The sequence below is a fragment of the Burkholderia sp. BCC1208 genome, assembly GCF_902833095.1.
Taxonomy (GTDB): Bacteria; Pseudomonadota; Gammaproteobacteria; order Burkholderiales; family Burkholderiaceae; genus Burkholderia.
In genome coordinates, this window is sequence record NZ_CADFDY010000013.1 from 245007 (window position 1) to 265213 (window position 20207).

Annotated in this window: 18 protein-coding genes; 15 read left to right on the forward strand and 3 right to left on the reverse strand. The window is 69.2% G+C overall.

Annotated elements, in window-relative coordinates:
• Positions 1–37 precede the first annotated feature (37 nt).
• A complete protein-coding gene (locus HWX09_RS30055; RefSeq protein WP_027785024.1) occupies positions 38–430 on the forward strand; it encodes a methylglyoxal synthase in 393 nt (130 codons plus the stop codon).
• Positions 431–605: 175 nt separating this feature from the next.
• Positions 606–1580 (forward strand): quinone oxidoreductase, encoded by a 975-nt coding sequence (locus tag HWX09_RS30060; protein ID WP_027785023.1) that lies wholly within the window; start codon positions 606–608, stop codon positions 1578–1580.
• Positions 1581–1752: 172 nt separating this feature from the next.
• Here the strand turns inward: HWX09_RS30060 and HWX09_RS30065 are convergent, their stop codons facing one another.
• Together HWX09_RS30065 and HWX09_RS30070 are read right to left on the reverse strand one after the other, a co-directional pair.
• Positions 1753–2220, reverse strand: coding sequence for a T6SS effector amidase Tae4 family protein (locus HWX09_RS30065; protein ID WP_027785022.1), 468 nt, complete (start codon positions 2218–2220; stop codon positions 1753–1755).
• Between the two features lie 15 nt (positions 2221–2235).
• Positions 2236–2589, reverse strand: a complete 354-nt coding sequence (locus HWX09_RS30070; RefSeq protein ID WP_051421403.1) for a Rap1a/Tai family immunity protein — start codon at positions 2587–2589, stop codon at positions 2236–2238.
• Positions 2590–3419: 830 nt separating this feature from the next.
• On the opposite strand from HWX09_RS30070, the gene kdpF reads away from it, so the two are divergent.
• The 13 genes from kdpF to HWX09_RS30135 all read left to right on the forward strand — a co-directional run bounded on the left by kdpF (position 3420) and on the right by HWX09_RS30135 (position 18023).
• Positions 3420–3512 (forward strand): K(+)-transporting ATPase subunit F, encoded by a 93-nt coding sequence (gene kdpF / locus HWX09_RS30075; RefSeq protein WP_006752209.1) that lies wholly within the window; start codon positions 3420–3422, stop codon positions 3510–3512.
• The gene (gene kdpA, locus HWX09_RS30080; protein ID WP_027785019.1) at positions 3509–5314 is read left to right on the forward strand and encodes a potassium-transporting ATPase subunit KdpA; all 1806 of its coding nucleotides are present in this window, start codon (positions 3509–3511) and stop codon (positions 5312–5314) included. Before kdpF ends, kdpA begins: the two co-directional genes overlap by 4 nt.
• Before the next feature lie 54 nt (positions 5315–5368).
• Entirely contained in the window at positions 5369–7453 is a 2085-nt protein-coding gene (kdpB, locus tag HWX09_RS30085; protein WP_027785018.1) for a potassium-transporting ATPase subunit KdpB, read from the forward strand.
• A gap of 25 nt (positions 7454–7478) precedes the next feature.
• Positions 7479–8060, forward strand: a complete 582-nt coding sequence (gene kdpC / locus HWX09_RS30090) for a potassium-transporting ATPase subunit KdpC (RefSeq protein WP_027785017.1) — start codon at positions 7479–7481, stop codon at positions 8058–8060.
• A 152-nt stretch (positions 8061–8212) separates the two neighbouring features.
• Positions 8213–11092 (forward strand): sensor histidine kinase KdpD, encoded by a 2880-nt coding sequence (locus HWX09_RS30095; RefSeq protein ID WP_027785016.1) that lies wholly within the window; start codon positions 8213–8215, stop codon positions 11090–11092.
• Positions 11085–11783, forward strand: a complete 699-nt coding sequence (gene kdpE, locus HWX09_RS30100; RefSeq protein ID WP_027785015.1) for a two-component system response regulator KdpE — start codon at positions 11085–11087, stop codon at positions 11781–11783. The genes HWX09_RS30095 and kdpE overlap by 8 nt, the downstream gene beginning before the upstream one ends.
• Before the next feature lie 152 nt (positions 11784–11935).
• Positions 11936–12217 (forward strand): DUF333 domain-containing protein, encoded by a 282-nt coding sequence (locus tag HWX09_RS30105; RefSeq protein WP_027785014.1) that lies wholly within the window; start codon positions 11936–11938, stop codon positions 12215–12217.
• Between the two features lie 153 nt (positions 12218–12370).
• On the forward strand, positions 12371–12691 hold the full coding sequence (gene sugE, locus HWX09_RS30110; protein ID WP_006497024.1) for a quaternary ammonium compound efflux SMR transporter SugE: 321 nt from the start codon (positions 12371–12373) through the stop codon (positions 12689–12691).
• A 199-nt stretch (positions 12692–12890) separates the two neighbouring features.
• Complete coding sequence (locus tag HWX09_RS30115; protein WP_027785013.1) at positions 12891–13508, forward strand: DUF4126 domain-containing protein; 618 nt, start codon at positions 12891–12893, stop codon at positions 13506–13508.
• Entirely contained in the window at positions 13505–16120 is a 2616-nt protein-coding gene (locus tag HWX09_RS30120) for an FtsX-like permease family protein (RefSeq protein ID WP_027785012.1), read from the forward strand. The genes HWX09_RS30115 and HWX09_RS30120 overlap by 4 nt, the downstream gene beginning before the upstream one ends.
• Before the next feature lie 42 nt (positions 16121–16162).
• Positions 16163–16573 carry a group II truncated hemoglobin gene (locus HWX09_RS30125; RefSeq protein ID WP_027785011.1) on the forward strand — a complete coding sequence of 137 codons (411 nt, stop codon included), beginning with the start codon at positions 16163–16165 and terminating at the stop codon, positions 16571–16573.
• A 104-nt stretch (positions 16574–16677) separates the two neighbouring features.
• Positions 16678–17409, forward strand: coding sequence for an alanyl-tRNA editing protein (locus tag HWX09_RS30130; RefSeq protein WP_027785010.1), 732 nt, complete (start codon positions 16678–16680; stop codon positions 17407–17409).
• Complete coding sequence (locus HWX09_RS30135) at positions 17406–18023, forward strand: DUF924 family protein (RefSeq protein ID WP_027785009.1); 618 nt, start codon at positions 17406–17408, stop codon at positions 18021–18023. The genes HWX09_RS30130 and HWX09_RS30135 overlap by 4 nt, the downstream gene beginning before the upstream one ends.
• A 145-nt stretch (positions 18024–18168) precedes the next feature.
• Here the strand turns inward: HWX09_RS30135 and HWX09_RS30140 are convergent, their stop codons facing one another.
• Positions 18169–20061, reverse strand: a complete 1893-nt coding sequence (locus tag HWX09_RS30140) for a glycosyl transferase (RefSeq protein WP_027785008.1) — start codon at positions 20059–20061, stop codon at positions 18169–18171.
• Between the last annotated feature and the right edge of the window lie 146 nt (positions 20062–20207).

Consider the following 20207-nt stretch of genomic DNA (forward strand, 5'->3'; position numbering starts at 1 on the left):
CGAACGACGACAACCGAACGACAAAGGAACTGGAGAGATGAGCAAACCCCGCATCGCACTGATTGCGCACGACGCGAAGAAGGACGAGATCGTCGCACTCGCGGGCCAGTACCGCGAGACGCTCGCGCAATGCCGGCTCGTCGCGACCGGCACCACGGGCGGCCGCATCGCCGCCGCGCACGGGCTCGAGGTCGAGCGCAAGCTGTCGGGGCCGCTCGGCGGCGACCTGCAGATCGGCGCGGAACTGGCCGACGGCCGCGTCGACGTCGTCGTGTTCCTGCGCGATCCGATGACCGCGCAGCCGCACGACCCCGACATCACCGCGCTCGTGCGCGCCTGCGACGTGCACGACGTGCCGGTGGCGACGAACGTCGCGACCGCGCGGATGCTGCTCGACGATCTGGCGCGGAACATGCAGGACGTTTGCTAGGCGCAGGCGGCGGCCGATTGTCCCTGCTCGCGGCAGGGCCATGCACGGTTGGCCGCCACGCGCGAGAATCGAGCGTCGCGCCGCGCGTCCGCCGCCGGTTTCCGCATCCATCGGCCGGCCCGCGCATCGGCGACCCGAATTTTCACTGACCGATCGAGAGACGAGGAGCGAAACGATGCCGAAAGCAATCCGATACGACCAGCCGGGCGGCCCGGACGTGATGAAGTGGGTCGACGTCGACGTCGACGCGCCGAAGGCCGGCGAGGTGCGCATCCGCCAGCATGCGGTCGGGCTCAACTACATCGACGTGTATTTCCGCACGGGCCTGTATCCGCAGCCGCTGCCCGCGGGCATCGGGATGGAGGCGGCCGGCGAAGTGACGGCCGTCGGCGACGGCGTGAGCGCATTGAAGGCCGGCGATCGTGTCGCCTACGTCGCGCAGCCGCCGGGCGCGTATGCGCAGGAGCGCGTGCTGCCGGCCGAGAAGCTCGTGAAGCTGCCCGACGGTATCAGCTACGACGATGCGGCATCCGTGATGCTGCAGGGCCTGACCGCGCACTATCTGCTGCGTCGCACGTACCCGGTGAAGGCCGGCGACACGATCCTGATCCATGCGGCGGCCGGCGGCGTCGGGCTGCTCGCGTGCCAGTGGGCGAAGGCGCTCGGCGCGACCGTGATCGGGACGGTCGGCTCGGACGAGAAAGCCGCGCTCGCGAAGGCGCACGGCTGCGATCATCCGATCGTCTATACGCGCGAGAACTTCACGCAGCGCGTGAAGGAGATCACCCACGGCGCGGGCGTGCCGGTCGTCTACGATTCGATCGGCAAGGACACCTATATCGGCTCGCTCGACAGCCTCGCGCCGCTCGGCTACTTCGTCAGCTTCGGCAACGCGTCGGGTCCGCTGCCGCCGATCGACTCGAAGGAATTCTCGTCGCGCGGCTCGCTGTTCTTCACGCGGCCCACGCTGTTCTCGTACATCGCGAAGCGCGCCGATCTCGAAGCCGCGGCCGCCGAGCTGTTCGACGTGATCCTGTCGGGCAAGGTGAAGACGAGCATCAACCAGCGCTATCCGCTCGCGGAAGTCGGCCGCGCGCATGCGGATCTCGAGGCGCGCAGGACCACCGGCTCGACGATCCTCGTTCCCTGATTCCGTTTTCCGCACTGACGCCGTTCGTCCCGCCTGCACATTTCCCGCACGACCAGCGGTGCGCCGGGTGGGCTGTCAGGACGACGGCACCGCGTCGCGTGTCGGCGGCGACGCCCGGACCGCGATTCGCCTGTATGTCACGAAACCCGGAGGCGGATGGGAGCGTTGCCGATCACCTTAGCGGCCAGAACCAAACCTCGGACGCTTCCCAGTAACAATCCGAGCCGCAGACGGCCTGGCCGCCGTCAATCAGGTCGATGTGGCCGCCCCGGCCATTCATGTATCCCGGTATATTCCAGAAGGCCACTGCGCCCTTTCTGTTGCCGATGCCAGCCACCGCATCGTGTCGCCGAAGCGCCTCGGCCTTGCCGAAATATGCGGGCTCCGCCAGCAGCTTTGCCAGCCTGGCTTGGCCCGGCTCGATGCGCCGGCCCCGGTACGGTCCTTTCTGAATGACCAACCCGCCGCGCACCGTTATCCCGCTCTTGACGAGTGCCAGACTGACTCGAATGGCGCACGTATTCACATACGAAGAATCAGGAACCAGGTCTTGCCGACCCAGCTCTTGATAAAGCGTTTCTCTCGAAACGGTCTTGTTGCTTTGGTAGTGGCCCTGCAGTACAGAAAAAGGCGGTTTCAAATCGGTATTCCTCGATTAACGACACGGGTATTTTTGTCGCAGGGCATTGACGATGAGGCCTGCTGCGCCGGCCTTCAGTGCGTCTCGCGGAAGCTTCCTGAGCTCGCCGAGCACGTCTGAATCGATTTCTCCCGATTTGACGCGTCCAGTGCCGCACCAATCCTTGCCTTCGGTGGCATCTGCCACGCCCGCTAGATAGCCGGTCATGACGTGACGTTCGGCGTTCGCGTACGGGCCGTTGTCGGTACGGCTCATGCTGTCGACCAGCCGGGCACCGTCGACGCGCGGCACTGTGGTTCCATGTGCGATCCCGACAATCGCCGACAACAACGCGAAAACGAATTTATTTCGGATCGGAAAGACGGTCATTGCATGTCACTCGCAAGTTCGGAAAAAAGCATGGCGCAGCTGCCATCTCGCAAATCCGTGTGGCTGAGACCCGGATAGTCGATCTCGTCTAGGTCGACCTCGCCGATTCTGGCACGGCGTGTGACGAAGCGGTGTTGGCCATTCGTCGCGCGCCGGGGAAATGCCGCGCCAGATGCCGCCGGAGCGCCACGCCAGACGGGCGAGCGCCGTGAATGACGGCATGGGCGGGACGACGCGAAGAGACGCTGGGGCGACAGTACTGCTGCCTATCAAATCAATTTTCGTCATTTGAACGATCGCGAAATTCCACTGGCCGGACAAGGTGGAAAGTCGTTCGACGAGCGGGCGACGATCGAAACGTGGCGAATTGTTGCGAACGCAATCCATGCCGGGAGCGTCGGAACCGTCGACATTTATGCCGCGATCGCATCCCGGAAATCGAAGTCGGAGTATTGCCGCTCTGATTTTCGGGCAGCGCCGTTTGACTTTCGGGACCATGCATATCGATGGCTGCGAAGGGGGCGTGTGATTGCGGACGACGCGCGAGAAGCGCGCGGTGCGACCCTCCGCGTGCGTCGCGGCCCGATCGACGCCCACATGTTCGTCGAACGGCATTTCCAGCTTGTTTACGCTTTTTTTATACCCCTCCTATCACCTTTGACCCGCCCTTTACGTGCATTCCCATAACGTTCCAGTCGTCTGATTTCGACGACGGAGAACACAAAAATGGATGGGGTATTCATCGGCGCCCTGGTGCTTTTCACCGTGCTGATCCTCGGTTTGGTTGCCGGTTGCGAGAAGCTCGTGCAATACGGTCGCGGGGGGCGGGCATGACCTGGATGCTTTGGCTGGCGGGCGCATCGACAGCCCTGCTGTTCGCGTATCTCGTCTTTGCGCTGCTGCGCGCGGAGGACATCGAATGAACGCGAACAACCTGTTGCAGATGCTGCTGTTCATCGTCGTGCTGCTGGCGGCGGCCGTGCCGGTCGCGCGCTACCTGACGGCGGTGATGGACGGCAGCTCGCGCGTCGTGCGCGTGTTCGGGCCGCTCGAACGCGTGCTGTACCGCATCGCCGGCGTCGACGCCGGCAGCGAGATGAACTGGAAGCGGTACGCGATCGCGACGATCGCATTCAACGCGCTCGGCGCATTGTTCCTCTACGGCCTGCTGCGCCTGCAGGGCTTTCTGCCCGGCAACCCGCAGCGGTTCGGCGCGATGACGGTCGACGGCGCGTTCAACACGGCCGTCAGCTTCGTCACCAACACGAACTGGCAGGACTACACGCCGGAGCAGACCGTCAGCTACCTGACGCAGATGCTCGGCCTGACCGTGCAGAACTTCCTGTCGGCGGCGACCGGCATCGTCGTCGTGATCGCGCTGGTCCGCGGCTTCGCGCGCCACACCGCGCAGACGATCGGCAACTTCTGGGTCGACCTCACGCGCGTGACGCTGTACGTGCTCGTGCCGATGGCGATGATCGTCGCCGCGCTGCTGATGAGCCAGGGCGTGATCCAGAACATGAAGGTGTACCAGGACGTGCCGGTGCTGCAGGCGGGCACCTATGCGGCGCCGAAGCTCGACGCGCAGGGCAACCCGGTGAAGGACGAGAAGGGCAACGCGGTCACGGTGCCGACCCCGCTCACGAAGCAGACGCTCGCGATGGGCCCGGTCGCCTCGCAGGAAGCGATCAAGATGCTCGGCACCAACGGCGGCGGCTTCTTCAACGCGAACTCCGCGCACCCGTACGAAAACCCGACGCCGTTCGCGAACTTCATCGAGATCTTCGCGATCCTGATCATTCCGGCCGCGCTGTGCCTGGTGTTCGGCCGCGTGATCGGCGACCGCCGGCAGGGCATCGCGGTGCTCGCGGCGATGACGGTCGCGTTCGCGGTCGCGGTCGGCGTCGAGATGAGCGCCGAGCAGGGCGGCAACCCGACGCTTGCCGCGCTGCACGTCGACCAGTCGGCGAGCGCGCTGCAGCCGGGCGGCAACATGGAAGGCAAGGAAACCCGCTTCGGGATCGCGCAGACCGGCATCTTCACGGTCGCGACGACGGCCGCGTCGTGCGGCGCGGTCGACACGATGCACGATTCGCTGACGCCGGTCGGCGGCCTCGTGCCGATGCTGCTGATGCAGCTCGGCGAGGTGGTCTACGGCGGGGTCGGCTCCGGCCTCTACGGGATGCTCGTGTTCGCGCTGCTCGCGGTGTTCGTCGCCGGCCTGATGATCGGCCGCACGCCCGAATACGTCGGCAAGAAGATCGAGTCGTACGAGATGAAGATGGTGTCGATCGTCGTGCTGCTCACGCCGCTGCTGGTGCTGGTCGGCACGTCGATCGCGGTGTTGGCGGACGCCGGCAAGGCCGGCATCGCGAACCCGGGTCCGCACGGCTTCTCGGAAATCCTCTATGCGTTCAGCTCGGCCGCGAACAACAACGGCAGCGCGTTCGCGGGCCTGACGGTCGGCACGCCGTTCTACAACTGGATGACCGCGATCGCGATGTGGTTCGGCCGCTTCGGCACGATCGTGCCGGTGCTGGCGATCGCCGGCTCGCTCGCCGCGAAGAAGCGCATCGCGGTGACGGGCGGCACGCTGCCGACCCACGGCCCGCTGTTCGTCGTGCTGCTGCTCGGCACCGTGCTGCTGGTGGGCGCGCTGACCTACGTGCCGGCGCTCGCGCTCGGCCCGGGCGTCGAGCACCTGATGATGTGGCTGGGCGCGTGACGCGCGCCCGCATGGCGACACATTGAAAAGACTGAAGAGCTTGAAGAGATCGCAATGACTCAACATTCCGCAACACGATCCATGTTCGATCCGGCGCTGCTGCGCCCGGCGATCGTGGATTCGTTCAAGAAACTCACGCCGCGCACGCAGTTCCGCAACCCGGTGATGTTCTGCGTGTACGTCGGCAGCATCCTGACCACGATCCTGTGGATCGCGGCGCTCGCCGGCCAGGCCGAGGCGCCCGCCGGCTTCATCCTCGCGATCGCGCTGTGGCTGTGGTTCACGGTGCTGTTCGCGAACTTCGCCGAAGCGCTCGCGGAAGGGCGCTCGAAGGCGCAGGCCGCGTCGCTGCGCAGCGCGAAGAAGGACGTGATGGCGAAGAAGCTCAACGAGCCGCATCCGAAATCGCCGATCCGCATCACGACCGCGTCCGACTTGCGTAAAGGCGACGTCGTGCTGGTCGAGACCGGCGACGTGATCCCGGCCGACGGCGAGGTCGTCGACGGCGTCGCGTCGGTCGACGAATCGGCGATCACCGGCGAATCTGCGCCGGTGATCCGCGAATCGGGCGGCGACTTCTCGTCGGTGACGGGCGGCACGCGCGTGCTGTCGGACTGGATCGTCGTCAAGGTCACCGCGAACCCGGGCGAGGCGTTCCTCGACCGGATGATCGCGATGGTCGAAGGCGCGAAGCGCAAGAAGACGCCGAACGAGGTCGCGCTGACGATCCTGCTCGTCGCGCTGACGATCGTGATGCTGCTCGCGACCGCGACGCTGCTGCCGTTCTCGACGTTCGCGGTCGACGCGATGAAGGCCGGCCACATGGTGACGATCACCGTGCTGGTCGCGCTGCTCGTGTGCCTGATCCCGACGACGATCGGCGGCCTGCTGTCCGCGATCGGCGTGGCCGGGATGAGCCGGATGATGCAGGCGAACGTGATCGCGACGTCGGGCCGCGCGGTGGAAGCGGCCGGCGACGTCGACGTGCTGCTGCTCGACAAGACCGGCACGATCACGCTCGGCAACCGCCAGGCGTCGATGTTCGTGCCCGCGCCGGGCGTGACCGAGGAAGCGCTGGCCGACGCCGCGCAACTGTCGTCGCTCGCCGACGAAACGCCGGAAGGCCGCAGCATCGTCGTGCTCGCGAAGGAGCGCTTCAATATTCGCCAGCGCGACATGGCGCAGCTGCACGCGACGTTCCTCGGCTTTTCCGCGCAGACGCGGATGAGCGGCGTCGATCTGCCCGGCCGCGAGATCCGCAAGGGCGCGGCCGACGCGATCCGCCGCTACGTCGAGACCCACGGCAGCCGCTTTCCCGAAGAAGTGCGCCGCGCGGTGGACGACGTCGCGCGCCGCGGCAGCACGCCGCTCGTCGTGGCCGACCTGCAGGAAGGGGCGGCGCGCGTGCTCGGCGTGATCGAGCTGAAGGACATCGTGAAGGGCGGCATCAAGGAGCGTTTCGCGGAACTGCGCAAGATGGGCATCAAGACCGTGATGGTGACGGGCGACAACCGGCTGACGGCCGCGGCGATCGCGGCGGAGGCGGGCGTCGACGATTTCCTCGCGGAAGCGACGCCGGAAACCAAGCTCGCGACGATCCGCGAGCACCAGGCGGCCGGGCGCCTCGTCGCGATGACGGGCGACGGCACCAACGACGCGCCGGCGCTCGCGCAGGCGGACGTCGCGGTGGCGATGAACACCGGCACGCAGGCGGCGAAGGAAGCCGGCAACATGGTCGACCTCGACTCGAACCCGACGAAGCTGATCGAGATCGTCGAGATCGGCAAGCAGATGCTGATGACGCGCGGGTCGCTGACCACGTTCTCGATCGCGAACGACATCGCGAAGTACTTCGCGATCATCCCGGCCGCGTTCGTGACGACCTACCCGCAACTGCGCGTGCTCGACATCATGCACCTGACGTCGCCGGCGTCCGCGATCCTGTCGGCGGTGATCTTCAACGCGCTGATCATCGTCGCGCTGATCCCGCTCGCGCTGAAGGGCGTGACCTACCGGCCGCTCGGCGCCGCGTCGCTGCTGCGCCGCAACCTGCTGGTCTACGGCCTCGGCGGCGTGCTGCTGCCGTTCCCGTTCATCAAGCTGATCGACATGACGCTTGCTGCACTCGGCTGGGCCTGAGCCGGCCGTACTTGAAGGAACTCTCATGAAAACGTTGATTCGTCCGCTCGTCGTGCTCTTCGTCGTACTGACCGCCGTGACGGGGCTCGCCTACCCGGCCGTGATGACCGTGTTCGGTCAGGCCGTGTTCCCGTCGCAGGCCAACGGCAGCCTGATCGAACAGGACGGCAAGGTCGTCGGCTCCGCGCTGATCGGCCAGTCGTTCGACGCGCCGAGGTATTTCTGGGGCCGGCTGTCGGCCACCGCGCCGATGCCGTACAACGCGGCCGGCTCCGGCGGCTCGAACCTCGGCCCGCTGAACCCGTCGCTCGCCGATCAGGTGAAGGCGCGCATCGCCGCGCTGCGCGAAGCGGGCACCGACCTGTCGAGGCCGGTGCCGGTCGATCTCGTGACGGCGTCGGCGAGCGGCCTCGATCCGGAGATCACGCCGGCCGCCGCCGCGTACCAGGTCGAGCGCGTCGCGACGGTGCGCAACCTGGCGCCGGACGCGGTCGCGCAACTCGTCGCCGCGAACACGACGGGTCGCCAGTTCGGCGTGCTCGGCGAGCCGCGCGTGAACGTGCTGAAGCTGAACCTCGCGCTCGACGCGGCGCAGGCCGCGCACTGACCGATCGCGCGTGCCGACCGGTATCCGGCGCGGCCTGAACCGCGCCGGATACGCTTTCCCCGACGGCGTTCGCGCCGTCTTTGCCTTTTGCGGCGATTTGGAACCACAATGCTCGTACCCGCGCGCATCCGGGCGCTCCGCTTTTCTCACGCATGAACCGTCCCGATCCAGACCAACTTCTCGACAAGCTGCAGCGTGACGAAGAAAAGCAGCGGCGCGGCCAGCTCAAGATCTTCTTCGGCGCGTCCGCCGGCGTCGGCAAGACCTACGCGATGCTGCAGGCCGCGCGGCAGCGCCGGCAGGAAGGCGTCGACGTCGTCGTCGGCATCGTCGAGACCCACGGCCGCGGCGAGACCGCCGCGCTGCTCGACGGCCTCGACGTGCTGCCGCCCGCCCGCATCGACCATCGCGGCCGCGCGCTCGCCGAATTCGATCTCGATGGCGCACTCGCTCGCCAGCCGCAACTGATCCTCGTCGACGAGCTCGCGCATTCGAACGTGCAGGGCGCACGGCACCTGAAGCGCTGGCAGGACGTCTACGAGCTGCTCGACGCGGGCATCGACGTGTATACGACCGTCAACGTCCAGCACCTCGAAAGCCTGAACGACGTCGTCGGCGCCATCACCGGCATCCGCGTGTGGGAGACCGTGCCCGATCGCGTGTTCGACGCGGCCGACGAAGTCACGCTCGTCGACCTGCCGGCCGAGGAGCTGCTCGAGCGCATGCGCGACGGCAAGGTCTATCTTGCGCAGCAGGCCGAGCGCGCGGTGCGCAACTTCTTCCGCAAGGGCAACCTGATCGCGCTGCGCGAGCTGGCGCTGCGGCGCACGGCCGATCGCGTCGACGCGCAGATGCGCGAGTACCGCGCCGATCGTTCGATCCAGCGCATCTGGCAGGCGCGCGAGCGGTTGCTCGTGTGCGTCGGCCCGGGCGCCGAGGCGCCGACGCTCGTGCGCGCGGCCGCGCGGCTCGCCGCGAGCCTGAAGGCCGACTGGATCGCCGTGTATGTCGAGACGCCGCGCCTGCAGCGGCTGCCCGACGCGCGGCGGCAGCGCACGCTCGACGCGCTGAAGCTCGCGGCCGAGCTCGGCGCGGAGACGGCCACGCTCGCCGGCGCCGACGCGGTCGCCGCGCTGATCGGCTATGCGAAGGTGCGCAACGTATCGAAGCTCGTCGCGGGCGGCTCGCCGAAGGTCGGGCTCGCGCGCCGCTTCGCGCGGCCATTCGGCGAGCAACTGGCGGAACGCGCGGGCGACGTCGACCTGATGCTGATCCGCGCATCCGCGAGCGACGAGGCGCGCGCCGCGCCGCTGGACGCGCGGGCACGCGACTGGCGCGATGCGTTTGCGCAGTTCGGCACGCATCGTTCGCCGCCGCGCCATTACGCGTATGCGGCCGCGATCTGCGCGGCGATCACCGTCGTCGCGAGTGTCGTGTCCGGGCGGCTCGACCTCACGAACCTCGTGATGCTGTACCTGCTCGGCGTGGTGTTTTCGGCCGTGCGGCTCGGGCGCGGCCCGGGCGTGCTGCAGTCGTTCCTGTCGGTGGCTGCGTTCGATTTCTTCTTCGTGCCGCCGCGCATGTCGTTCTCGGTCAGCGACACGCAATACCTGCTGACCTTCTTCGGGATGCTGCTGACGTCGCTCGTGATCAGCCACCTGACGTCGACGCTCACGCGCCAAGCGAGCGTCGCGCAGCGCCGCGAGCGCCGCACCGGCGCGATCTACGCGATGGCGCGCGAGCTTGGCGCGGCGCTGACGACCGAGCAGATCGTCGAGATCGGCAGCCGCCACGTGGGCGAGGTGTTCCGCGCACGCGTCGCGTTCCTGCTGCCCGACAGCGCGGACCAGGTGCGGCAGAAGATCGAGGAGCCCGATGCGGCCGTCACGCTGACGGGCGCGGAGCTCGACAGCGACGTCGGCCAGTGGGTGTACGACCAGCAGAAGCCGGCCGGGCGCGGCACCGACACGCTGCCGGCGACGGCCGCGCTGTACCTGCCGCTGAAAGCGCCGATGCGCACGCGCGGCGTGCTCGCGGTCGCATCGCGCGAGCCGCGCGAACTCGAGGTGCCCGAGCAGCAGCGGATGCTCGACGCATTCGCCGCGCAGATCGCGCTCGCGCTCGAGCGCGTGCATTACGTCGAGATCGCGCGCGACGCGCTCGTCAACATGGAGTCCGAGCGGCTGCGCAACTCGCTGCTGTCGGCGATCTCGCACGATCTGCGCACGCCGCTCACGACGATCGTCGGTTTTTCGTCGATGCTCGCGAACGGGCGCGCGGCCGCGCAGGCGGGCGACGCCGCGGCGGCCGGGCGCCTCGCGCAGCGCGAGGGCGAACTCGTCGACGCGATTCACGACGAGGCGCTGCGCATGACGGGCATCGTCACGAACCTGCTCGACATGGCGCGGCTGCAGGCCGGCAGCCTGCAGCTCAAGCGCCAGTGGTCGCTGCTCGAGGAAACCGTCGGCGCCGCGCTCGCCACATGCCGGCGGGTGCTCGCGCGCCATCCCGTGCGCGTCGCGCTGCCGGCCGACCTGCCGCTGCTGGAGATGGACGCGGTGCTGATGGAGCGGCTGTTCACCAACCTGTTCGAGAACGCGGCGAAGTACACGCCGCCCGATACGTCGCTCGACATCGGCGCGGAGCGCGTGACCGACGACGGACGCCCGTTCGGGAACCCGTTCGGGAACCCGTTCGGGAACCCGTTCGTGCGCGTGCACGTCGACGATCACGGCCCCGGCTTGCCGGCCGGCATGGAGGCGCGGATTTTCGACAAGTTCACGCGCGGCGAGAAGGAATCGGCGACGCCCGGCATCGGGCTCGGGCTTGCGATCTGCCGTGCGATCGTCGAGGCGCACGGCGGTAAAATCGGCGCGCTCAACCGCACTGCGCCCGACGGCCACGTGACGGGCGCGCGCTTCTGGTTCACGCTGCCGGTCGATACGCCGCCGGCCGCGCCGCCCGTACCCGACGACGAATCCGACCTGCCGGGCGCATCGCCCCCATCCGAGTCATTGCCAGACCATGAGTGAACCCAGCCTGACCGTCGTCCTGATCGAGGACGAAAAGCAGATCCGCCGCTTCGTGCGTGCCGCGCTCGAAGAGGAGGACATCGCGGTGTTCGAGGCCGAGACGGGCAAGCAGGGGCTGATCGTCGCGGCGACACGCAAGCCCGACCTCGTGATCGTCGACCTCGGCCTGCCGGACACCGACGGCCTCGACGTGATCCGCGAGCTGCGCGGCTGGTCCGAGGTGCCGGTAATCGTACTGTCCGCCCGCACGCAGGAAGAGGAGAAAGTCGCGGCGCTCGACGCGGGCGCCGACGACTACCTGACCAAGCCGTTCGGCGTGTCCGAACTGCGTGCGCGGATTCGCGCGCAACTGCGCCGGCGCAACCAGGGCGGCGCGAACGAGTCGCCGAAGGTGGCCTTCGGCGCCGTGACCGTCGATCTCGCGCTGCGTCAGGTGTGGCGCGACGACGCGATCGTGCACCTGACGCCGCTCGAATACCGGCTGCTCGCGACGCTCGTGCGTCACGCGGGGCGCGTGCTCACGCACCGCCAGCTGCTGCGCGACGTGTGGGGGCCGTCGCACGTCGAGAGCCATCACTACCTGCGCATCTACATGGCACACCTGCGCCAGAAGCTCGAGGCCGATCCCGCGCAGCCCGAGCACATCGTCACCGAGACGGGCGTCGGCTACCGGCTCGTCGGCGCCGTGTGACGGGTGGCGCGCGGCGCGGCACGCGGCCAGAATGCCGCGCGCCGGCAAGGTTGCGCCGGCGCGACAGTCTCCCGAGCGCCGCCGGCCTTGCACACCGGCTGCGCAATCCCCGCTATCCTGAACGTTCCGCGAACGAAAACGAGGAGCGTGCAATGTCCGTCCGTCTGGTCGTCATCTGTGCGCTGGCGCTGGCCATGCCCCGCGCGTTCGCCCAGCCGCTGCCGCCCGGGCAGCAGCCGCCCGGGCAAGCGGCGCTGGCCAATCCCGCGTCGGTCAACTGCGAGAAGCTCGGCGGTCGCCACGTGGTCCGCAGCCTGCCGCGCGGGCAGGTCGGCATGTGCATGTTCAAGGATGGCCGCGTGTGCGAGGAGTGGGCGTTGTACCGCGACGACCGCTGCGTCGGCGGCGTCGCGCCGAAGCGCGTGGCGAACTGACCGCGTCGGGCCGATCGCGCCCCGCATCGGCCGCGGGCGTGGCCGGCAGCCGCCAGGTCCGTAAGCCGCTTGTTATACTCGGCGCCGCCCGGGGACGACCCCGGGTCATTCGCTTCAACGGGGACGGCCCCATCCGATACGGAGTACGTCGAGATGGCGTGGGTATGGTTGTTGATCGCCGGTTTGCTGGAAGTGGCCTGGGCGGCCGGCCTGAAATCGTCGGACGGTTTCACGAAGCTCGGTCCGTCGGTGTTTACGATCGTGACGGCGCTGGCCAGCTTCGGGCTGCTCGCGGTCGCGATGCGCCAGTTGCCGCTCGGCACCGCGTACGCGGTGTGGACCGGCATCGGCGCGGTCGGCGCGTTCGTGTTCGGCATCGTGATGATGGGCGAGGCGCTGACCGTCGCGCGCGTCGCGAGCGCGGCGCTGATCGTCGCGGGGCTGGTCGGCCTGAAGCTGTCGTCGGCCGCCTGACGACGGCATCCCGGGCGCCGCGCCGCCGCGGAATTGCGCCGGTCGCCCGGCCGGCCTGTCTATAATGGAAAGCATTCGGGCCTGAACACCGTCGTGCTGCTCGCGGCACGCGGTGCCGGTCGCCACGCGCCGCGCGGCCGGTCTGTCCGACCCGATCCGATCAATCGGCAAAGCGCACGGAAAGTGCAAGGAGAGGGCCATGATCGAAGCCATTTCGCTCGGCGCGGGACTCGCGTGGGCGAGCGGCCTGCGCCTGTACCTGACGGTGCTGATCGCCGGCGTGCTGGCGCGGTTCGGCTGGCTCCATCTGCCCGACACGCTGGCCGTGCTGATGTCGCCGTGGGTCATCGGCGCCGCGGCCGTGCTCGCCGTGACCGAATTCCTTGCCGACAAGATTCCCGCGTTCGACTCGCTGTGGGATGCCGTGCATACCTTCATCCGCATTCCGGCCGGCGCCGTGCTCGCGGCCGGCGCGCTCGGCCATGCCGATCCGACCGTGCTGGCGGTCGCGGGGCTCGCCGGCGGCTCGCTCGCCGGCGCCGCGCACGTGGCGAAGGCCGGCACGCGCGCGCTGATCAACCTGTCTCCCGAACCGCTTTCGAACTGGGTCGCGTCGTCGACCGAGGACGGTCTCGTGGTCGGCGGGCTCGCGCTCGCATTCTTCGTTCCGCTCGCGTTCCTCGTGCTGCTCGCCGCGTTCATCGCGGCGTCGGCATGGGCGCTGCCGCGCCTGTGGCGCGGCGTGTCGGGCGGTTTTCGCGGGATGGCCAACCACATGGTGTCGCGGCTCAATTCGATCGGAGGGAAACGCGATTGAAGGGGCCGCAACAGGCGGCGCAGCCGCCGGCCGGCCAACCCGGCCATGACGGGCGCGCGCATGCGGGCCGCTTCGGGCTGCGCGACCTGATCCGCCAGGCCGCCCGGATGACCGCGCGCGACTGGCGCGCGGGCGAACTGACGCTGCTGGTCCTCGCGCTGGTGCTCGCGGTCGCGGCGCTGACGAGCGTCGGCTTTCTCGCCGACCGGCTGCGCCAGGGGCTCGAGCGCGACGCGCGCCAGATGCTCGGCGCCGATTTCGTCGTGCGCGCCGATCGCCCCGTCGATCCGTCGTTCGACCGGCAGGCTCGCGTGCTCGGCCTGCGTACCGCGACGACGGCCATCTTCCCGAGCATGATCGCGTCCGCCGCGGGCGGGCAGGCCGCCGATGCGGCGCCGTCGCGCCTCGCGGCCGTGAAGGCCGTGTCGCCCGGCTATCCGCTGCGCGGCGCGGTCGATATCCTGCCGGCCGGCGCGGCCGTCGCGCGGAAGGCGACCGCGATTCCCGCGCCCGGCACCGTCTGGGCCGACCCGGCGCTGCTCGACGCGCTGCACCTCAAGGCGGGCGATACGGTGCGCGTCGGGCTGCGCACGTTCACGGTCGCGGCCTCGATCTCCCGCGAACTCGATCGCGGCTTTTCGTTCGTCAATTTTTCCCCGCGGCTGATGATGCGCGCGGACGAGCTCGCCGCGACGGGGCTCACGGGCTACGGCAGCCGCGTCACGTACCGGCTGCTGGTCGCCGGCGACGCACCGGCCGTCGCGCGCTTCGAAGCGTATGCACACGCGCGCGTCGACGGCGGGAAACTGCGCGGCGTCGGGCTGGAGTCGTTGCAGGAAGGGCAGCCGCAGGTGCGGCAGACGCTGGATCGCGCGCGCCATTTCCTGACGCTCGTCGCATTGCTGACCGCGCTGCTCGCGGCGGTCGCGATTGCGATGGCCGCGCAGCGCTACATGCGGCGCCATCTCGACGGCGGCGCGACGATGCGCTGCCTCGGCGTGAGCCGCCGCACACTCGGCGCGCTGTTCGCGCTCGAATTCGTCGGCATCGGAATCGTGTCGGGCGCCGCGGGCGCGGTGCTCGGCTACGGCGGTCACTGGGCATTGCTGGCCGCGCTCGGCGGCCTGATCGACGTCGTGCTGCCGCCGCCCACGTTGTGGCCGGCGGTGATCGGCATGGGCGCCGCGCTCGTGCTGCTGCTCGGCTTCGCGCTGCCGCCGCTCGTGCCGCTCACACGCGTGCCGCCGGTGCGCGTGCTGCGGCGCGAGTGGGGCGATGCGTCGCGCACCGCGTGGGCCGCGTATGCGATCGGCGTCGTGCTGTTCGCGGGGCTGCTGATCGTGGCCGCCGGCAACCTGAAGCTCGGCCTGATCGTCGCGGGCGGCTTTGCCGGCGCGCTGGTCGGGTTCGCGCTGATCGCCCGGCTCGTACTGTTCGCCGCCGCGCGCGCGGTACGCAATGCGCGCGTGGCCGCGGGCGTCGGCTGGCGTTATGCGCTGGCGTCGCTGCATCGGCGCGGCACGGCCAGCGCGCTGCAGATCACCGCGCTCGCGCTCGGCCTGATGTGCCTGTTGCTGATCGCGATCACGCGCAACGACCTCGTGGCGGGCTGGCGGCAGTCGACGCCGCCCGATGCGCCGAACCAGTTCCTGATCGACATCCAGCCCGACCAGCGCGCCGATGTCGCCGCCTATCTGGCCGCGCACGGCGTGCGCGACGCCATCCCCGCGCCGATGGTGCGCGGCCGCCTCGTCGCGATCAACGGCAAGCCGGTGAATCCGGACGCGTACCCGTCCGAAGAGGCCCGCCGGCTCGTCGATCGCGAATTCAACCTGTCGTATACGACCGAGCTGCCGTCCGACAACCGGATCGTCGAAGGCGACTGGTTCGGTACCGCGGCCACGCCGCAGATCTCGATCGAAGCCGGCCTTGCGAAGACGCTGAACGTGAAGCCGGGCGACACGCTGCGCTTCGACGTGACGGGGCTGACGGTCGATGCGCCCGTCACGAGCGTGCGCAAGCTCGACTGGGGTTCGTTCCGCGTCAACTTCTTCGTGCTGATGCCGCCGCCGGTGCTGAAGGATTTTCCGGCCGTCTACCTGACGAGCTTCCATCTGCCGGCATCGGACGCCGCGCTGCTCGATCCGCTGATCGCGCGCTACCCGAACCTGACCGCGATCGACGTCGCGCCGATCCTCGCGCAGTTGCAGCGGATGATGCTGCAGGTGGTGGGGGCGGTGCAGTTCCTGTTTGCGTTCACGCTCGCGGCCGGCGTGCTCGTGCTGTACACGGCGCTCGCCGGCTCGCGCGACGAGCGCGTGCGCGAGGCCGCGCTGTTGCGCGCGCTCGGCGCGTCGCGCGCGCAGGTCAATGCGGTGCAGCGCGCGGAATTCATCGTGGTCGGCGCGCTGGCCGGCGCGCTGGCGTCGGCGGGCGCGATCGCGGTCGGCTGGGTGCTCGCGTCGCGCGTGTTCGATTTCCAGCTCGCCGTCGATCCGTGGCTCGTGCCGGCCGGCATCGCGGCCGGCGTCGTCTGCGCCGGTGCGGCCGGCTGGCTGAGCCTGCATAATGTGTTGCGGCGCCCCGCGCTGCAGTCGCTGCGCGACGCCTGAGCGTCGCCCGCAGCCCGAAGATCCCGTTTTCCGACTATCCGTATGACCGATGTGAATGACGATGCGCCGTCGCAGCCGACGGCGTTCGAGCTCGTGGGCGGCGAAGCCCGCGTGCGCGAAATGGTGGACCGCTTCTACGACCTGATGGACCTCGAGCCCGAGTTCGCGCAGATTCGCGCGCTGCATCCGCCGTCGCTCGACGGGTCGCGCGACAAGCTGTTCTGGTTCCTGTGCGGCTGGCTCGGCGGCCCCGACCACTACATCGGCCGGTTCGGCCATCCCCGGCTGCGCGCGCGGCACCTGCCGTTCCCGATCGCGTCGGTCGAGCGCGACCAGTGGCTGCGCTGCATGGCGTGGGCGATGGAGGATGTCGGGTTGCCGGAGCCGCTGCGCGAGCGGCTCATGCATTCGTTCTACGACACGGCCGACTGGATGCGCAACCGGCCCGGTTGATCGACCGGTACGCCGCTGCCTGCGCGCGGGACGATCTGCGTCTGGGCGCATGGGCAGCCCGGCGCGACACTGGCCGTTTCCCCCATCGATACGAGGCTCCCCCGATGACGACACAAGCGCTGTTTCGCGAAGACGCGTACCTCACGCGATGCGAGGCGATCGTCCAGGCCGTGGGCGACGACGGCATCCGCCTCGACCGCACGGTGTTCTATCCGCTCGGCGGCGGCCAGGCCGGCGACGCCGGCACGCTGACGCTGCCCGACGGCGGCACGATCGCGATTGCCGATACGCGCAAGGCGAAGTTCGACGGCGCGACGCCCGACGACGCCGTGCACGTGCCCGCGCCGGGCCAGGAGGCGCGCGTCGCGACGCTTGCTCCCGGCACGCGTGTGGTCGCCGCGATCGACTGGCCGCGCCGCTACCGGCACATGCGCCTGCACACGGCCGCGCACCTGATGTGCGCGGTGCTGCCGTACGCGGTCGACGGCTGCAGCGTGACGGCCGACTACGTGCGGCTCGATTTCGCGACGTCCGACGCGATCGACCGCGACGACGTCGAGCGGCGCCTCGCGGGCCTCGTCGACGGCGCGCATCCGGTCACGACCGAATGGATCACCGACGACGAGATGGCCGAGCGGCCCGAACTCGTGCGCACGATGAGCGTGAAGCCGCCGATGGGCCTCGGCCGCGTGCGGCTGCTGCGCATCGAAAACGTCGACCTGCAGCCGTGCGGCGGCACGCATGTGCGCAACACGTCCGAAATCGGCGGGCTGCGGGTCGCGAAACTGGAAAAGAAGAGTGCGCGCACACGGCGCCTCGTACTGGAGTTTGCATGACGATCGATAGCGGGAAAGCGGGCGCGGCGGTGCTGGATCCGCAAGCGCGCGAGATTCTGGATTTCTGGTTCGGCGAACCGGGCTCGGCCGAATTCGGGCAGGAACGCAAGATCTGGTTCAACGGCGGCGCGGCGTTCGACGACGTGCTGCGCACGCGTTACGGCGCGCTGCTCGACGCCGCGTGCGCCGGCGCCTGCGATCACTGGGCCGATTCGCCGGAGGGTGCGCTGGCGTTGATCGTCGTGCTCGACCAGTTCTCGCGCAACATCCATCGCGGCACGCCGCGCGCGTTTGCCGCCGATCCGAAGGCGCTCGCGCTCGCCCGCCGCCTCGTCGCTGCCGGCTGGGATGCGCAACTGCCGAGCGGACATCACCGTGCGTTCGCATATCTGCCGTTCGAGCACGACGAATCGGTCGAGAGCCAGCGCGAGGCCGTGCGCCTGTGCGCGGGCATCCGTGACGAGGCCGGATGCGAGAGTTATCACCGCTTCGCGTTGCTGCATGCGGCGATCGCCGAGCGCTTCGGCCGCTTTCCGCACCGGAACGCGATTCTCGGTCGCGCGTCGACCGACGAGGAAACGGTGTTTCTGCGGGAGCCCGGCTCGTCGTTCTGACGATCGGACATCGGTGTGGCGACGGAAGGGGCGGCGAGCCCGCCGACGCCGGCGGGTTCGTGCCGGCCGGCATCGCGCAAAGCGCGCGGCCGGTGCCGAAGCGGAAACTAAAGGCGGGCAGGACGGCGCATCGCGCCGCCCGATGTCATTGCAGGTGCTGTTCGGGCGTGCGCACGTAGACGCGCAGCAGTTCCGTGTTGTCGCCCGGGCGGGCGCCGGTCCAGAACAGCTTCCATTCGTTGCCGGGCGCCGGATCGACGGCCCGCACGCCCTGCACGATCATCCACGTGCAGCGCGTCGTCTTCGCGTCGTCGATCGGCGTGTGCTGGATGCCGGAGAAGTAGTACAGCATCGGCGCTTCCGATTCGCCGAGCCCGTGCAGGCTCGCCATGCAGTCGCCGTCGTTCCATTCGAGCGCGAGATGCGCGTTCAGGTCGTCGAACACCGAGCGATAGCTCTTCGCGACGTCGAGCCACGGCAGCAGCAGCGTATAGATGAGCCCCCACGCGACGAGCGCGCCGGCGCCCCACGACAGCGCGCCGCGCCACAAGCCGGTCGTGCGCAGCTTCGGCAGCAGCGTCAGCCAGCCGACCGTCAGCGCGAGCGCGCCGGTCACGAGCGCGGGCTGGATCGGCATCGTCCAGTCGAGCGGCAGCCACCGGCCGAGCAGCGCGAGATCGGCGCGCGACGCGGCCGGATCGGCCATCACCGCCCAGATCGCCCACGCGAGCACGACGACCGTGCCGAACAGGATACGGCTCAGGTAATCCCACGCGAGATGCAGCCGGCGCGGCAGGCGGTCGATCGCCTGCGCGGCGACCAGCGCGAGCGGTGCGAAGAACGGCAGGATGTAGAGCTGGCGCGACGTCGCGGACACCTGCAGCACCACGAGCCCGATGCCGGCGAACAGCACGGGCAGCGCGATGCGTGGTGCGTGCCAGTCGCGCCATGCGCCGCGGGCGAGCGCGACGATCGCGAGCGGGGCGACCGGGAAGCCGACGAGCACGAACGCGCGCAGGATGAAGAACGGCTTGTCGTTTTCGGCGCCCAGTTCGGGAACGGAGAAGCCGAAGAAGCGGCCGACGTTGTTGTCCCAGAACCACGTCATGAACAGCGTTTCCGAGCGCAGGAACAGGGCGGTCGGCCAGATCAGCGCGAACGGCGCGAACACGAGCGCGGCAATGCCGAGCGCGCGTGCGAACGAGCGGGTGCGGCAGGCCGGATAGAGCACCAGCGTGCAGACGAGCGTGGCCGCGAACACGAGCGGCACGAACAGCCCCTTCGCCATCAGCGCGATGCCGACGCCCGCGCCGAAGATCGGCGCGGCCCAGCGGCTCGCCGGATGCGCCGGCAGCCCGTGCCGCATCTGCTGTGCACGCGCGACGTGCTGGATCACGAGTTCGAGCAGCCCGCAGAACCCCATTGCCGTGCCGGCAAACAGCGCGACGTCCGTCATCATGTCGTGTACGTGCTTGATGACGACGAGCGTGCCCGCGCTCAGCACGACCGGGCCGAGCACGCGCAGGTCGAACCAGCTGTCCGCCCGGCTGGCCACGCGGGCCGCGCGCGCGATGAAGCCGAACGCGAGCGCGGCGAACAGGGCGCTCGCGAGGCGCGCCGCGTCGTGCAGCGGCATCACGCGCTGCAGCAGCCACGCGAGGCTGGTCGCGACCCACGCGTAAAGCGGCGGCTTTTCCATGAATGGCAGGCCGGCATTGGTCGGTACGACGAAGTCGCCGGTTTCGAGCATGTGCTGGATGATGCCGAACGTGTAGGTTTCGTCCTGTTTCCACGGATCGTGTCCGAGCACGCCGGGCAGCGTGTACGCGCACACCAGTGCGGCGACGAACAACCAGGCGCGCCAGCCGAGCAGCAGCGAGCGCTCGCGCGGGGTGCCGATGGCGGCGGTCGAAGCGGCGACGGGCGTGCCGCCGACGTCGAGCGTCGCGACGATGTCGGTATCGGCGGTCGAGCGGGTGTGCGCGGCCGGGGCGGGCACGGGCGTGCGTCGCCGGTTGGGCGCTGCGGTTCCAGGCATGGAAAAGATCTCGGGTCGAGTCGAGCCGGTCCGCGACATGGGCAGGACCGATAAGGGGCTACATCCGGGTAACGGACGGCGTGTTTAAGACACCTGTCTGAATGTCCGCTAGTAGAGCACGGAATTGTTACGGACGTTTACTGAAA